This is a genomic window from Gallaecimonas aegicerasi (assembly GCF_045291545.1).
Classification (GTDB): domain Bacteria; phylum Pseudomonadota; class Gammaproteobacteria; order Enterobacterales; family Gallaecimonadaceae; genus Gallaecimonas.
Map to the genome: position 1 here is coordinate 344,762 of NZ_CP149514.1, position 16,270 is coordinate 361,031.

At 55.2% G+C, this 16,270-nt stretch carries 10 protein-coding genes; 8 read left to right on the forward strand and 2 right to left on the reverse strand.

Annotated features, from left to right (window positions below; genetic code table 11):
- Positions 1 to 18 precede the first annotated feature (18 nt).
- From aceE to WDB70_RS01730, 5 genes are all read left to right on the forward strand, one after another.
- On the forward strand, positions 19 to 2,679 hold the full coding sequence (gene aceE / locus WDB70_RS01710; protein ID WP_406665988.1) for a pyruvate dehydrogenase (acetyl-transferring), homodimeric type: 2,661 nt from the start codon (positions 19 to 21) through the stop codon (positions 2,677 to 2,679).
- Positions 2,680 to 2,690: 11 nt separating this feature from the next.
- Positions 2,691 to 4,628, forward strand: a complete 1,938-nt coding sequence (gene aceF / locus WDB70_RS01715) for a pyruvate dehydrogenase complex dihydrolipoyllysine-residue acetyltransferase (RefSeq protein ID WP_406665990.1) — start codon at positions 2,691 to 2,693, stop codon at positions 4,626 to 4,628.
- A gap of 94 nt (positions 4,629 to 4,722) precedes the next feature.
- A complete protein-coding gene (gene lpdA / locus WDB70_RS01720) occupies positions 4,723 to 6,147 on the forward strand; it encodes a dihydrolipoyl dehydrogenase (RefSeq protein ID WP_406665992.1) in 1,425 nt (474 codons plus the stop codon).
- A gap of 149 nt (positions 6,148 to 6,296) precedes the next feature.
- Positions 6,297 to 6,767, forward strand: coding sequence for a hypothetical protein (locus WDB70_RS01725; protein WP_406665994.1), 471 nt, complete (start codon positions 6,297 to 6,299; stop codon positions 6,765 to 6,767).
- On the forward strand, positions 6,767 to 6,988 hold the full coding sequence (locus tag WDB70_RS01730; protein ID WP_406665996.1) for a helix-turn-helix transcriptional regulator: 222 nt from the start codon (positions 6,767 to 6,769) through the stop codon (positions 6,986 to 6,988). Before WDB70_RS01725 ends, WDB70_RS01730 begins: the two co-directional genes overlap by 1 nt.
- Positions 6,989 to 7,010: 22 nt before the next feature.
- Here WDB70_RS01730 and WDB70_RS01735 read toward each other — a convergent pair whose 3' ends face one another.
- Positions 7,011 to 7,973 carry an ATP-grasp domain-containing protein gene (locus WDB70_RS01735; protein ID WP_406665998.1) on the reverse strand — a complete coding sequence of 321 codons (963 nt, stop codon included), beginning with the start codon at positions 7,971 to 7,973 and terminating at the stop codon, positions 7,011 to 7,013.
- A complete protein-coding gene (gene purE / locus WDB70_RS01740; RefSeq protein WP_406666000.1) occupies positions 7,970 to 8,458 on the reverse strand; it encodes a 5-(carboxyamino)imidazole ribonucleotide mutase in 489 nt (162 codons plus the stop codon). The genes WDB70_RS01735 and purE overlap by 4 nt, the downstream gene beginning before the upstream one ends.
- 142 nt (positions 8,459 to 8,600) lie before the next feature.
- On the opposite strand from purE, the gene WDB70_RS01745 reads away from it, so the two are divergent.
- From WDB70_RS01745 to WDB70_RS01755, 3 genes are all read left to right on the forward strand, one after another.
- Positions 8,601 to 9,509, forward strand: coding sequence for a VirK/YbjX family protein (locus WDB70_RS01745; RefSeq protein WP_406666002.1), 909 nt, complete (start codon positions 8,601 to 8,603; stop codon positions 9,507 to 9,509).
- Positions 9,510 to 9,717: 208 nt separating this feature from the next.
- Positions 9,718 to 14,073 (forward strand): EAL domain-containing protein, encoded by a 4,356-nt coding sequence (locus WDB70_RS01750; protein WP_406666004.1) that lies wholly within the window; start codon positions 9,718 to 9,720, stop codon positions 14,071 to 14,073.
- 84 nt (positions 14,074 to 14,157) lie between these two features.
- Positions 14,158 to 16,236 carry a M13 family metallopeptidase gene (locus WDB70_RS01755; protein ID WP_406666006.1) on the forward strand — a complete coding sequence of 693 codons (2,079 nt, stop codon included), beginning with the start codon at positions 14,158 to 14,160 and terminating at the stop codon, positions 16,234 to 16,236.
- Positions 16,237 to 16,270: the final 34 nt, after the last annotated feature.

The following is a 16,270-nucleotide window of genomic DNA, read 5'->3' on the forward strand; positions in this document are numbered from 1 at the left end:
CAAAATAAGGAACAAGCCATGTCAGAGAAGGTTATGCATGACGTGGACCCGCAGGAAACCCGTGAATGGCTGGACGCGCTCCAGGCGGTCATGGAAGAAGAAGGTGCTGAACGTGCCCATTACCTGCTGGAATCCCTGACTGATCAGGCTCGTCGTAATGGCGCTCACCTGCCTTTCGAAGCCACTACTGCGTACGTCAACACCATTCCGGTGGGCCAAGAGCCGGAAATGCCCGGCGACCAAGGCATGGAGCGACGTATTCGTTCCATCATCCGCTGGAATGCGCTGGCGATGGTACTGCGTGGTTCCAAAAAGAACCTGGAGCTGGGTGGTCATATTTCATCCTTTGCCTCCAGCGCCACCCTGTACGATGTGGGCTTTAACCACTTCTTCCGGGCGCCCAACGACAAAGACGGCGGCGATCTGATCTACTTCCAGGGCCACATTGCCCCGGGGATCTACGCACGTTCTTTCCTGGAAGGGCGCTTCACCGAAGCGCAACTCGACAGTTTCCGTCAGGAAGTCGATGGTGAAGGGTTATCTTCTTACCCACACCCGAAACTGATGCCGGACTACTGGCAGTTCCCGACTGTATCCATGGGGCTGGGCCCCATTGCTGCTATCTATCAGGCCCGTTTCCTTAAGTACCTGACCGATCGCGGTATCAAGGATTGCTCTGAGCAAAAAGTCTACTGCTTCATGGGTGACGGCGAGTGTGATGAGCCGGAAGCGCTGGGTGCTATCAGCCTGGCGGCCCGCGAGAAGCTCGATAACCTGATCTTTGTGATCAACTGTAACCTGCAGCGCCTGGATGGCCCGGTGCGTGGTAACGGTAAGATCATCCAGGAGCTGGAAGGCACCTTCCGTGGCGCTGGCTGGGAAGTGTTGAAAGTGATCTGGGGTCGTTACTGGGATCCGCTGCTGGCCCGTGATACCTCCGGCAAACTGCTGCAGATCATGGAAGAAACCGTTGACGGTGAGTACCAGAACTACAAAGCCAAAGGCGGCAAATACACCCGTGACAATTTCTTCGGTAAGTACCCGGAAACCAAGGAAATGGTTGCCAATATGTCGGATGACGACATCTGGCGCCTGAACCGTGGTGGCCATGATCCGTACAAGGTTTACGCCGCCTATCACCGCGCGGTGAATACCAAGGGTCGTCCTACCGTGATCCTGGCCAAAACCGTTAAAGGTTATGGCATGGGTGACGCCGGTGAAGGCAAAAACATTGCCCACCAGGTCAAGAAAATGGACATGGAAGCCATCAAGTACTTCCGTGACCGTTTCAACATTCCGATCAGTGACGACAAACTGGCTGACATCCCGTACTACCACCCCGGTGAAGACTCCGAAGAGGTGAAATACCTCAAGGCCCGCCGCGAGGCGTTGCACGGCTTTATGCCGCGCCGCCAGGTACGCTTTAATGGTGAGCTGGACCTGCCGAAACTGGATGCCTTTGATACCGTACTCAAAGGCAGTGGCGATCGCGAAATTTCCACCACCATGGCCTTTGTGCGGGTGCTGACGGCGTTGCTGAAAGACAAGCAAATCGGCAAACGGGTGGTACCGATCATCCCTGATGAAGCCCGTACCTTTGGTATGGAAGGCTTGTTCCGTCAGGTGGGCATTTACAGCCGTGAAGGGCAGAAATACACCCCGCAAGACGCCGACCAGGTGGCCTTCTATAAAGAAGATCGCAAAGGTCAGGTACTGCAAGAAGGTATCAACGAGCTGGGCGCCATGTCTGACTGGGTGGCTGCTGCTACCAGTTACAGCACCAACAACGAGCCGATGATCCCGTTCTACATCTACTACTCGATGTTCGGTTTCCAACGGGTTGGCGACATGGCCTGGGCTGCCGGTGACCAGCAGGCCCGGGGCTTCCTGGTTGGCGGCACCGCCGGCCGTACCACCCTTAATGGTGAAGGCCTGCAGCACGAAGATGGCCATAGCCATATTCTTTCAGCCACCATTCCCAACTGTGTGTCCTACGATCCGACCTTCGGCTACGAAGTGGCGGTGATTGTTCAGGATGGTATCCGCCGCATGTATGGCGAGCAGGAAAACATCTACTACTACCTGACGGTAATGAACGAGAACTACCAGCAGCCGGCCATGCCGGAAGGGGCTGAGGAAGGTATCCGTAAAGGTATCTACAAGCTCGAAACCGTCAAAGGTAAGGGTAAGGCACAAGTACAGCTGTTGGGTTCTGGCACCATCTTGTTGCAAGCCCGCGAAGCGGCGCAGATCCTGGCGAGCGACTTCGGTGTGGATGTCGACGTGTTCTCGGTCACCAGTTTCACCGAACTGGCCCGTGAAGGCATGGCCGTAGAACGTCACAACATGCTGCATCCGGACGCTGAACAGCAGCCATTCATGACCGGTGTGCTGAGCGATGGCGTACCGGCGGTAGCGGTGACCGACTACATGAAGCTGTACGCTGAGCAAGTGCGTGGTTTTGTACCGGGTCCGTATCGGGTTCTGGGTACTGACGGTTTCGGTCGCTCAGACAGTCGTGACAACCTGCGTCGTCACTTTGAGGTCAACACCCATTACGTGGTGGTTGCCGCTCTGTACGAACTGGCCAAGGCCGGCAAAGTCGACAAAAAACTGGTGGCCGAAGCCATCAAGCGTTTTGATATCGACGCCGACAAAGTCAACCCGCTGTACGCGTAAGGATAAGAGCAATGGCAGATATTCGTGATCTGATCGTGCCCGATATCGGCAGCGATGCAGTCGATGTCACCGAACTGCTGGTCGCCGAGGGTGACAGCGTCGAAGAAGAGCAGGGGCTTATCTCCGTGGAAGGCGACAAGGCCGCCATGGAAGTTCCGGCTCCCTTTGCCGGCACTATCAAAAGTCTGACCGTCAATGCCGGTGACAAAGTGTCTACCGGTGACAAAATCGGCACCATCGAAGTGGCTTCTGCGGCCACTGACAACAACGCTGACAACAGCACCGAGCAGCAACCTGCGGCTGCCGAGCCGGCAGCGCCAAGCGCGGCTGGAAAAGCGGCTGAACGCCAGGACGTAACCCTGCCCGACGCCGGTGGCGAAGTGGAAGTGGTGGAAATTCTGGTAGCCGTTGGCGATACCGTGGAAGCCGAACAAGGGCTTATTTCTGTGGAAGGCGATAAAGCCGCCATGGAAGTGCCCGCGCCTTTTGCCGGCAAAGTGGTTGACGTAAAAGTGGCTACCGGTGACAAAATTTCCGAAGGCAGCCTGATCCTGGTACTGGAAACGGCCGGTGACAGCGATAGTGCTGCTCCCGCAGAAGCCGCTGGTGAACCTGCTGCCGAACCTGCTAAAGCCGCAGCGCTGGCCAGCAAGGAAGTTAAGGATGTCACCCTGCCCGATGCCGGTGGTGAAGTGGAAGTGGTGGAAGTGCTGGTGGCCGTTGGCGATACCGTGGAAGCCGAGCAGGGACTGATCTCTGTGGAAGGTGACAAGGCCGCCATGGAAGTCCCGGCGCCTTTTGCCGGCGTGGTCAAAGCCATCGAAGTGAACACCGGTGACAAAATCAGTGAAGGCAAGCTGATTGCCCGCATTGAAACGGCCGGTGCAGCGAGCGCTGCCGATAGCAGTAGCACGGCCAACCAAGCCCCGAGTGCAGCTCCCAGCCAGAGCGCCGCACCGGCGCCATCTGAACCGAAGCCGCACCCGGTGCCGCACCATCCGTCAGCGGGTAACAAAGAAGCCAGTGGCCTGGCCCATGCCAGCCCGTCGGTACGCCGTCTGGCTCGGGAGTTCGGTGTTGATCTGAACCAGGTGAAAGGCACCGGTCGTAAAGGCCGTATCCTCAAAGAAGACGTGCAGAACTACGTCAAGGCTGAGCTGGCCCGCCCGAAAGCGGCTGCTGGCAGCAATGCCGGTGGTGGTAACGTCTCGGTGATTGACTGGCCGAAAGTTGACTGGAGCAAGTTCGGGGAAGTGGAAGTGGTGAAAATGAGCCGCATCCAGAAGATCTCCGGCCCCAACCTGCACCGCAACTGGGTGCAAATCCCGCACGTAACCCAGTTCGACGAGGCCGATATCACTGAGCTGGAAGCTTTCCGCAAGAGCCAGAATGAAACCCTGGCCAAGCAGAAAGAAAGCTTCAAGATCTCACCACTGATTTTCATCATGAAAGCGGTGGCCAAGGCGCTGGAACTGCATCCGAAGTTCAACTGCTCCATTGGCGACGACGGCGAATCACTGGTGATGAAGAAATTCGTGCACATCGGTATTGCGGTGGATACACCCAATGGCCTGGTGGTGCCGGTGGTGCGTGACGTCAACAAAAAAGGCGTTTATGACCTGTCCAAAGAGCTGGGCGAAATTTCTGCCAAAGCACGGGCCGGCAAGCTGACAGCGGCAGATATGCAAGGCTCCAGCTTTACCATCTCCAGCCTTGGCGGCATTGGTGGTACGCAGTTCACGCCTATCGTTAACGCCCCGGACGTAGCCATCCTCGGTGTCTCCAAGTCGGACATCAAGCCGAAGTGGAACGGTAAAGAGTTTGAACCACGGTTGATGGTGCCGCTGGCGCTGTCTTATGACCACCGGGTCATTGACGGTGCCGACGGTGCCCGCTTTGTCACTACCCTGTCTACTATGCTGGGTGATCTGCGACAAATCATTCTCTGACCAGAAAGGGGGCTTTGCCCCCTTCTTTTGATGGCGTTACACTTGCGGTGCCCTGCAAAACGCGACACCGCGCGAAGAATAACGAGGTTACATAATGAGCAACGAAATCAAGGCACAACTGGTTGTGCTGGGTTCTGGCCCGGCGGGTTACTCCGCTGCCTTCCGTGCTGCCGATCTTGGTCTGGAAACCGTGATCATTGAGCGCTACTCCACTCTCGGCGGTGTCTGCTTGAACGTCGGCTGTATTCCCTCCAAAGCCCTGCTGCATGTTGCCAAGGTAATGGACGAAGCTAACACCATGGCCAGCCACGGCGTCAGCTTTGGTAAACCGGAAGTCGACCTGGACAAACTGCGCAGCCACAAAGAAAAAGTCATCAGCCAGCTGACCGGCGGCCTGGGTGGCATGGCGAAAATGCGTAAGGTGAAGGTGGTTAACGGCTACGGCAAATTTACCGGCCCCAACAGCATCGAAGTGGAAGGCGAAGACGGCAAAACCACCGTCAACTTCGAGCAGGCCATCGTTGCTGCTGGCTCTCGCCCCATCAGCCTGCCGTTTATTCCCGAAGATGAGCGCATCTGGGACAGCACTGGCGCCCTGGAGCTGCGTTTTGTACCGGAAAAAATGCTGGTTATGGGTGGCGGCATCATCGGCCTGGAAATGGGCACTGTCTACAAAGCCCTGGGCAGCGACATTGACGTAGTGGAAATGGCTGACCAGCTGGTTCCTGCTGCCGATAAAGACATGATCAAAATCTTCACCAAGCGCATTGGCAAGAAGATGAACCTGATGCTGGAAACCAAGGTCACCGCGGTAGAGGCCAAAAAAGACGGCATCTACGTGACCATGGAAGGCAAGCATGCACCTGCTGAGCCGGTACGTTACGACGCCGTATTGGTGGCTATCGGCCGTACTCCGAACGGTAAACTGATCGACGCTGACAAAGCCGGCATCAATGTTGATGACCGTGGCTTTATCAACGTTGACAAACAAATGCGCACCAATGTGCCGCACATCTTTGCCATCGGCGATATCGTTGGCCAGCCGATGTTGGCACACAAGGGTGTACACGAAGGTCATGTGGCAGCCGAAGTGGCTTCAGGTCTGAAGCATTATTTCGATCCGAAAGTGATCCCGTCTATCGCTTACACCGATCCGGAACTGGCCTGGGTTGGCCTGACCGAGAAAGAAGCCAAAGAGCAGGGCATCGAGATTGAAACTGCCAACTTCCCGTGGGCAGCCAGCGGCCGTGCTATCGCTTCTGACACCTCTGACGGTATGACCAAGCTGATTTTCGATAAGAAAACCCATCGTATCCTCGGTGGTGCCACTGTTGGTGGTAACGCTGGCGAGCTGTTGGGTGAGATTGGTCTGGCTATCGAAATGGGCTGTGATGCAGAAGATCTGGCGCTGACCATTCACGCGCACCCGACCCTGCATGAGTCAGTTGGTCTGGCTGCAGAAGTCTACGAAGGCTCCATCACCGACCTGCCGAACCCTAAGGCGAAGAAGAAAAAATAATCGGCGTTGTGACGCTGAAAAAGCCGCCTACGGGCGGCTTTTTTTATTCCTGAAAGGTTATCCATGGCGACCATTAAGTAAAAAATACTTTACCTCATGGTCATTGTGTATAACATTGTCTCTGACACGTCGTCATGAGAGGGTGGGTTATGCGCTTTACAGATTATTTTTCTCAGCGGGAACAAAAACTGCTGGGTACCCTGCTGGTCGATATACTGGTAGCCGGTTATTACTTCTGGCATTTGCTGGCATTGCCAGATGGTCTTAACCAAAGCGGCTCTGCGTTGGCTGAGCTGGTGGTGAAGGTGGTGCTTGTCGCCATTGTTGCCAGTATTGTGGTGTTCAGTGTGCTGGGCCGTAACAGCGAAGCGGCGGACGAGCGGGATCTGCATATTGCCGAACGGGGTACCACCCTGGGCTATCGAGTGTTGTTTGTGCTTTGTGCCGGGCTTGCCTGGCAGATGGCCGCCGCTGCGGTGGGGCTGCAATCATCTCTTGGTCACTGGCTGACAGTGCCAGCCAGCCCATTGTTTTATGCACATCTGCTGTTAATGGCGCTGTTACTGGCGTCGTTTGCCAAAGGGGTTTATCAATTGCTGCTGTATCGGGGGCGCAGCTGATGGCGGTGGCCAAGGGGATTATTACCAATCAGATCCGTCGCCTGCGTTTTGAGCATGATGAGATGACGCAAGCAGCTCTGGCGGCTGCAGCGGGTGTCACCCGCCACACCATCATGGCGCTGGAAGCCAACAAGTATGCGCCGTCTCTGGAGCTGGCGTTTCGTATTGCGGCAGTCTTTGGCGAGCCACTGGAAGCGGTGTTTCAGTACCGTGCGCAATAAAAAAGGCCCATCAGGGCCTTTTTTATTGCCAGTAATTGATGTGGCCAACTTTGCGGCCAGGCCGTGGGGCCTTGTTGTACCAGTGCAGCTTACCGGTACCACTGAGCCAGTCGTGATTGAGCGTCACACCGATCAGGTTGTCCATTCGGGTCGGGCGCCATTGCAATTCGCCAGGCAGTGCCAGGCCGGCAACTGCACGCAGGTGTAACTCAAATTGGCAGATGTTGGCGCCATCTTGAGTCCAGTGCCCGGAGTTATGTACCCGCGGAGCCATTTCGTTGATCAGCAGCTGGTCACCACAGTCAAACAACTCAACTGCCATGACTCCGACGTACTGAAGGTGGTCCATTAGCGCGCTGAGGATCTGCTCTGCCTTACTTTGCCAGTGCTCGGCATTGCTGGCCGGGGCCAGTGTCTGTACCAGAATGCCGTCTTCGTGCTTGTTTTCCACCAGCGGATAAAACAGCTTGTTGCCCTGGCGGTCACGTACGCCGACCAGCGACAGTTCACGCTTAAAGGGGATCATGGCTTCGGCGATACAATCAGCCTTACTGATAAAGCCCGGTGCTTTGACTCGCCATTGGCCTTTACCGTCATAGCCACCTTGGCGGGCTTTGACGACCAGTTGGCCGCCAATGCGTGCCAGCAGCTCATTGGCTGATTCGCCATCAGCTAGTGCGCCCCAGGGTGCGGTTGGCAATGCCAGTTGATCATAGAGTTGCTTTTGCGGTAACCGGTCGCTGACCAGCTGATAGGTAGCCAGGTTCAATAACTGTGAGTGAAAAGGCGTACTGGGCAGCAGTTCCCGTTCGGCGGTTACCCAGTCAAAGTCTGCTGGGCCAGTATTACCACGGGGCGCCATTTCGGTACCGAAAAAAAAGCGATGCGTGTCAGGGCAGTAGCGCCACAATTCGATGCCCAGACGTTGGGCAACCTCAGCCATCATAGCGCCAAGCTGGCCGGCACCCAGTACCAGACCCCTCATGGTGCCAGCCTCGGATCCGGGTTGGCCAGTACCGCGTCGGTCTGTTCCTGACGAAAGTCCTGCAGGTGTGCAGCCACCTGCGGTTCATGCAGGGCAACAATTTGCGCAGCCAGCAGGCCGGCATTGGCGGCGCCAGCAGTGCCGATGGCCAAGGTGCCAACGGCAATGCCTTTGGGCATCTGCACAATCGACAAAAGGCTGTCGAGGCCGCTGAGGGCTTTACTTTGTACCGGCACACCCAGTACCGGCAGCGGGGTCATGGCGGCAATCATGCCGGGCAGGTGCGCGGCGCCGCCAGCACCACCAATGATCACTTCAAAGCCTTTGTCTTTGGCTGACTTGGCAAACTCCACCAGTTTTTCCGGGGTGCGATGGGCGGATACCACTTCCACATGGTGCGCGACGCCCAACCGGTCGAGCATCTCTGAGGCACCTTTCATGGTATCCCAGTCTGAGCGTGAGCCCATCACAATGGCCACTTTCATAGCTTCTCCGAACAACAAAGAAAACGGTTGCGGCCGGCATTATACCGACTGTCGGCGGGCAGCGCCTCCCCTTATCTAGGCTCTTTTGCCAACAGTGCATTTTCTTAAGGCTGTGATAACCGAAGGCGAGTATGATGCCGCCATGACAACATTTGCATCCCGGCCAGGCCGCGCCGCCCTGGCACAGTTACTCTACCCCCAAAGTTCATTTTACGGCGCAAAACGTCGTTGTATCTTTTGGGCGCGTAGCCTGGCGTTCGGCCAAACCTACCGTCAGGCATTGGCACTGGCGCAAACGCCGGCTTTTACGCCAGTAATGACCCAGCATCCGAAAACTCTGGAAAAAGCCTTCCGGCCCTATTTGCGGCGTGGCTTGCTACCGCAGCAGCGGCTGGCTTTGATTGCTGGCCATTACCGATTGCTGGCGCAACATTGGTCATCAGAGCAGCTAACTCGTTTCTTAGTGGAAGGAATGACCCTGGCGACCCTGATGGGCCCTGATGAACAACCGGTGCTGGTGCGCTTGCGTTCATTGTCGCGGTTTCAGCGCGAGGGCGAGTTGACAATCGTGCTGGAAATGGCCGGTGAGGTATTTTATGCCGCTACCGTGCTTTTGGGTGAAACCCCCCAAGGCCAGGTATGTTTGTGGGTTGGCGGCTTACAAGGGCCAGCTAAAGATGCGTTCAGTGATAGCAGCATTCGTGATCTGACCCGCCAATGGTTTGGCCTGCGCCCCAAGGCCTTGATGGTGACCCTGGTCAGCTATCTTGCCGAGGCCTGGGGCTGCCAGCAGATCTATGCGGTTGCTACTGAGGGGCATGTGTTGGCAAGTCGTCGTTATCGTGGTCGTGACAAACTGAAAACGGACTATAACGGCCTCTGGGCAGAAAGTGGTGGCCAGGCACTGGATGCCATGAGCTGGCAATTACCGCTGCAGCCACCACGCAAGCCCCTGGAAGAGATCGCCAGTAAAAAGCGCAGCCAGTATCGTAAGCGCTATGAGTGGCTGGATAGCTTGCAAGAGGCTCTTTTTAGTCAACTGACAGCCTGATTCCCTTCACTTTTCTGGATTCTTAGCGGGCGATTAAAGCGTATTCAATAAGGTGTTTTTCGTACTTAATTGTGATGATTTGTGGCGCTCGTCCCGTTTTTTCTTTTCATATGTAATTCAGGCGAGTTAAAAGTTTGACGCCTTGCTGAATCGATGGCGTAAAGTGTTAGACTTGAGTTAATTTACTTCCTACCCCAAGGCGATTGTTATGCGTTATTGGTTGTTTGGCTTCTGGCTACTGGCAAGTTGCAGTGTCCTGGCTCAACCACGCGACATGATCATGCGCCAATGGAGCACGCAGCAAGGGCTCAACTACGGCTGGATCAATGACATCCAGCAAGATGTGCGGGGTAATATCTGGGCTGCGTCGGAAAGTGGTCTCTATCGGTTAACTCAAACCAAAGCCTTACAAGTACCGCTACCTGCCGGTACGGATCAGCTGATTTATTTTTTGGTGCCGGACGGTCAAAGCGGTCTTTATGTTGGCACCGGTAATAGCTTGCTGCACTTATCACCCAGCGGGGGATTGCAAACTCTCACCGACAGCAAGGTAAACCCATTACTGCGTAATGGTGGTCTTTACAGTGCGACCTTGTTCAACACGCAGTTATGGGTGCTTACCGCCAATGGCCAGTTGACCCGTTGGAGCGGCGACCAGCTGCAGGCTGTGACCGCCGTTGATAAAAACATCGCCTGGCGACAAGTGACGCACGATAAGCGTTTTTTGTATCTGTTATCCACTAACCTCATCAGAGCGGTTGACCCACAAAGCAACCAACAGTTTTCTTTGACATGGCAGCCAGGCAAGGACGGTACGCCGAAGAGCCTTTATGTCGACCAACAACAACGCCTGTGGCTGGCCAGTGAAAATGGCCTGTTTCAGCTCACCCTGCAAAAAGGGCAATGGCAGGTCAATGCGGTGTTGCGAGGTCACTACTTCCGGCAAATGACTGATGACGGCCATGGCGGCCTATATCTGACCGGGCGTTACGGTGTGCAGCATTACAATATCCAGACCGGTAAGCTGGACGATTACACGCAGCAAATTGCCGAAAAGACCCAGATTGAAGGCTTGATCCCCATCTTTCGCGACCATAACGGCCTGATTTGGGCGGGAGCCTTGGGTGAGGGGCTGCTGGCGATGATCCCCAAGGCGTCAAAACCGCTGGCGCAGTACAACAAGCAAACCTCGCCGGCCCTGACTTCTAATCAAGTCTGGAGCATTGTGCCGGAGCACAATACGGTCTGGCTGGCCACCGATGCCGGCCTGGAAAAAATACAGGGTAATGAGCATCAACTGTACCGGCCGGCGAATTTTGGTATCAATGATGGTTTTTATGCGGTGAGTCGCTACGGCCAGCAGATAGCGGTTTGCGGCCTGACCGGCTTTTATCTATTTGACCCTGCTAGCGCACAATTTCAGCAGCCTTTGGCTAAGTCCCCGTGGGCGGGGAAAACCTGCATGGGTATGGCCAAAGACGGCGATACACTACTGATTGGTGGCCCCGAACATCTGGTGCGCTGGTCGCCGACGCAGGTTCAAGGCTGGTCACGGGATGCCAACGGCCGTGGCTTTGCTGATGTCAAAGTGTTTGTTCGTCAGGGGAAACGCTTGTGGGCGGCGGGCCGGGCAGGCTTGTTGGAATACAAAAATGAGCAATGGCATCGTATGCCCGATATTCCCGGCCATGTCATTAATGCCCTGCAGGTTATGGATGATCATCGGTTGCTGGTGGGCTTTGATAGCCATGGCGTCTGGCAGGTCGATACCAGTGGTGCCGAACCGGTGTGGACCAATCTTTCCGAAAAGTGGCAACTGCCCAATGAAACGATCTTTTTCATCCGCAAATATGCATCAACCTATTACATCGGCTTGCAGGATGTGCTGGTGCGAGTGCAGCCTCAGCCGGAACTGAAAATTGATGCTTTTTTCCAGGAAGATGGCCTGCCCGATAGTGAGCTGAACGAAGGGGCTGCCACCATGACCGCCGATGGCACCTTATGGATCGGCAGTGTGCATGGGGTGGCGGCGTTTACTCATGGCAGCCTGAAACACCGTTTAAGCAATATGCATAGTGGCATCATCAGTGTTGCGGCAACGGATGCCAAGGGGCAAACCAATACCTACTGGTATGAAAATCAGTTACCCAAAGCACTGCCGGCGGACCTGTCGATGTTGCGTATTCAGGTGGGTTCGCAAAACTACGCCTCGACCCGGCCACCGGCCATTCGCTACCTGTTGCATGGCCGTGGTAAGCCCATTGAGCTGGCTTCCGAATCCCCTATTTATGTGGGTAATCCCAGCTTTGGTAGCCACCAGCTTAAAGTCTGGTTCAAGCATAATGGTTTGTGGAGCAACAATGCGGCGGTTTTGAATTTTACCGTTGCCACTCCGTGGTTTCGCACCTGGTGGTTTTACAGCCTGCTGATATTACTTGGCCTGAGCATTATGTTGGCAGTGGCCTATAACCGTCGTCGCCACCACCAGCAATTACAGCGGGCCTACCGCTTAGTCACTGAATCCGAACAGCAGCTACGAACAGCGCTACATGGCGCCAACGCCAACAGCTGGGACTGGCGAGCCGACGATGACCGTTTTCATATCAACCGGGCCGACGTTAAGCGGCCAGGTGAAGACATCGGCGTCTTGCTCAAGCCTGAGGAAGTGCCCCTGCACCCTGATGATAAAAAGCCGGTATTTCGGGCCTGGTTTGACCATCTTCGCGGTGAAGTTGACCGTTATGATGTGGAATACCGGCTGCTGTTAGAAGAGGGTATTCGCTGGTTTCACGTGATAGGGAAGGTGGTTGAACGGAATGCCGATGGCAAGCCTCAACGCATCTCCGGTATCTACCAGGATATTACCGAACGTAAATTGCTTGAAGGGGAAGTGACCCTGTATGCCCGGGCGTTTGAAAATACCGCCGAAGGGGTGATGATCCTCGATAGTCGCCGCCGGGTGTTGTCATCCAACCCGGCGGTAGCAGCCATTTCCGGTTACAGCCGGCAGACTTTGATTGGCCAGCCCCTGGCATTTTTGATGCCCAGTGAAGATGACGACAGCGAGCTATGGCTCAATGTCGATAACAGCGGGGCCTGGACCGGAGAAACCAAGCTGCGCCGTAAAGACGGCAGTGAGTGCGTCACCTGGCTTAATGTTTCGCAGATGAGTGACCCACTTTCGAGTCGCCACAACTATGTGGTGGTGTTCTCGGATATGACCGAACGTAAAGCCGCCGAGTCAGAGCTGCGCCGGCTGGCCAATTACGATGTGCTGACCGGCTTACCGAATCGGGCGCTGTTTATGCAGACCTTGACTCAGTCATTGGCGGAGGCCAAGCGCCATGACCGGCGTATGGCTTTGTTGTTTATGGACTTGGATCGCTTTAAAACGGTGAATGATACCTATGGTCACCGGGTTGGCGACGGCTTGCTGATTGAGGCGGCCAACCGTTTACGTGAACGGATCAGCAGCCGTGATACCGTAGCGCGCCTCGGTGGTGATGAATTTGTGGTGATTATTCACGATGTAGAGTCACCAGAAGCGCTGATCCCCATCTGCGAGAGCCTGCTGCAGGCGTTGTCCGATCCTTTCCAGATTTATGGCCGGGAATTTTTCTTGTCCACCAGTATTGGTATCAGCCTGTTTCCTGATGATGGCCAGCAACCAGAAACCCTGCTGCGCAACGCCGATATGGCTATGTATCACGCCAAGGACGAAGGCCGTAACAACATGCAGTTCTACTGTCATGACCGTAATGCCGAGGCGATGCGCTTGATTCAGCTGGAAAGTGACTTGCGGCTTGCTCTGGAGCGTGATGAGTTCTTTGTCACCTTCCAGCCTCAGGTTGATGTGCTGGAAGGGGAGAAGGTGGTTGCGGTTGAAGCGTTAGTGCGCTGGCAACACCCCCGTGATGGCTTGATCAGCCCCGATACCTTTATCAAGGTTGCCGAAAATACCGGGCTGATTGCCAACCTGGATAACTTCGTGATGCGCCATGCCATGGCCGGTGTGGCCGAGATAGCGCAAAGCAGCGAGCAACATCAGCTTAGCCTCAGCGTCAATATTTCCGCGGCCCACTTCCGCCAGCATGACTTTGTGCAGCAGGTCGAGGAATTGTTGGTTCAGACGCACTTTCCTGCGGATAAACTCTGCCTGGAGATCACCGAATCGACGTTGATGCGGGAAGTGGGTACGGCCCGCGAGCATTTGATGGCGCTGAGCAAACTAGGAATAAAAGTCGCCGTTGATGATTTCGGCACCGGTTATTCGTCATTAGCCTATCTGAAGCAATTTGCCGTTAACGAACTGAAGGTGGATAAGTCCTTTGTCCACGATCTGGCCGACAGCGAAGCTGATGCTGCTATTGTCCGGTCAGTGGTGGACCTGGCCCGTAACCTTAACCTCAAAGTAGTGGCCGAAGGAGTGGAAACGGAGCAGCAGCTGGACCTGTGTCTGGCGCTCGGATGTTACCGGGTACAGGGTTACTACTACGCACGGCCGATGATACTGCCCGACCTGAAACAGTGGCTGCTGGCCTCAAATGGCGAGCGGGCGCGCTGAAACATTTGCTAAAGAAGTGTCACTTTGCCTGTCTGCGCTGGCTTTGTAGACTGGCTAACTGACTATTCGACCAAGGATAACTACATGAAAAACGTTACTCGCGTCGCACTGGCTGTCGCACTGGGCCTTGGCCTGGCTGCCTGTGCCCAGCAGAGCGAAACGGCTAAAACGCAGCCGGTCAAAGCAGCACAACCGTCAACCCAGAGCACTCTGGTATCGGGTATCGATACTGCCAACTTTGATAAGTCCGTGTCTCCTGATCAGGACTTTTATCACTACGTTAACGGCACTTGGCTGAAGAACACGCCGATCCCGGCAGACAAGTCCAACTATGGTGCTTTTTCCAAGCTGTATGAAAACAGCCAGAAAGCCCTGCGTACCATCATTGAAGAAGACGCCGCCAAAACTGATGCTACAGAGGGTTCCAACGCCCAGAAAATTGGCGACTTCTACAAGTCCTATATGAACACCGCCCAGATTGAAAAACTGGGCCTGACGCCGATCAAGGGCGAATTAAACGCCATTGAGAAGGTGAAAACCCACTCTGGTGTAGCAGAACTGATGGGCAAGCTGGCCGTGGAAGGGGTCGATGCCCCCTTTGGCTTCTACGTTTACGCTGATGCCAAGCATTCCATGAAAAATGCCGCTTATGTTGGCCAGTCCGGTCTGGGCCTGCCAAACCGCGACTACTACCTGGATAAATCCGAGAAATACCAGAAAATCCGCCAAGCCTACGTGAGCTACGTTGCCGACATGCTCGGTATGGCGGGTTTTGACCATCCGCAAAAGCGTGCCAAAGAGGTGCTGGCGGTAGAAACCAAGCTGGCCAAGGTACAGTGGGACAAGGTGAAAAACCGCGATCCTAATGCCACCTACAACAAAATGTCTTTGGCCAAACTCGGCACCATGCTGCACAGCTTCAACTTTGGTAAATATGCCAAGGCCAGCGGTCTGAACCAGGCCAGTGATGTCATTGTCAGCCAGCCGTCTTACTTTACTGATTTCGGCAAGCTGTTTGGTCAGGTGCCGGTTGATACCTGGCGCTCATACATGGGCTTCCAGCTGCTGGACGGCGTTGGCAAGCTGTTGCCGAAGAAATTCGCTGACCGCCGCTTTGCCTTCCATGGTACTGAACTGTCAGGTGTTACCGAGCAGTCTCCGCGCTGGAAACAGGCGGTCAATGCAACTGACGACGTGCTGGGCATGATGGTGGGTAAAGAGTACGTCAAACGCTACTTCAAACCTGAAGCCAAACAGCGTATGGAGCACATGGTCCACAACCTGCTCAAGGCTTATGGCGCGTCCATCAAAGAACTGGACTGGATGAGCCCGGAAACCAAAACTGCGGCGCTGGCCAAACTGGCCAAGTTCACTACTAAGATCGGCTACCCCGACAAGTGGAAGTCATACGATGGCCTGACCATCAAAGCCGGCGACCTGGTGGGCAACTACCGCCGCTACGCAGCTTTTGAAGTCAAGGACATGCTCGACAAGCTGAAAAAGCCTGTTGATCGCAGCGAGTGGGGTATGACGCCGCAAACGGTTAACGCCTACTACAACCCGGTTGCCAATGAAATCGTCTTCCCGGCCGCCATCTTGCAGCCGCCGTTCTTTAACATGAACGCGGATGATGCCGTCAACTACGGTGGTATCGGTGCGGTGATCGGCCATGAAATCGGCCACGGCTTTGACGACTCCGGCGCCAACTTCGACGGTGACGGTAACCTGCGTAACTGGTGGACCAAGCAGGACTTGACCAAGTTCAAGGCCCGTACCACACAGCTGGCGGCCCAATACAGCGCTTATGCACCTTACCCGGATGCACACGTCAACGGTAAGTTCACCCTGGGTGAAAACATCGGTGACCTGGGCGGCCTGACCATGGCCTACAAGGCATACCAAATGAGCCTGCACGGTAAACCGGCACCGGTTATCGACGGCTTTACCGGTGACCAGCGCTTTTTCATCGGCTGGGCCCAGGTATGGCGTCGTAACTACCGCGAAGCGGAACTGCGCAAGCGCCTGAACACCGACCCGCATAGCCCCAGCATGTACCGTGCTAACGGTACTGTTGGCAACGTACCGGCCTTCTATAAGGCCTTCAACGTCAAGCCAGGCGACAAGATGTATATCGCGCCCGATAAACGCGTGAAGATCTGGTAAGCCAAAAAATGGTAAAACTAGCCTTCAGTTGAAG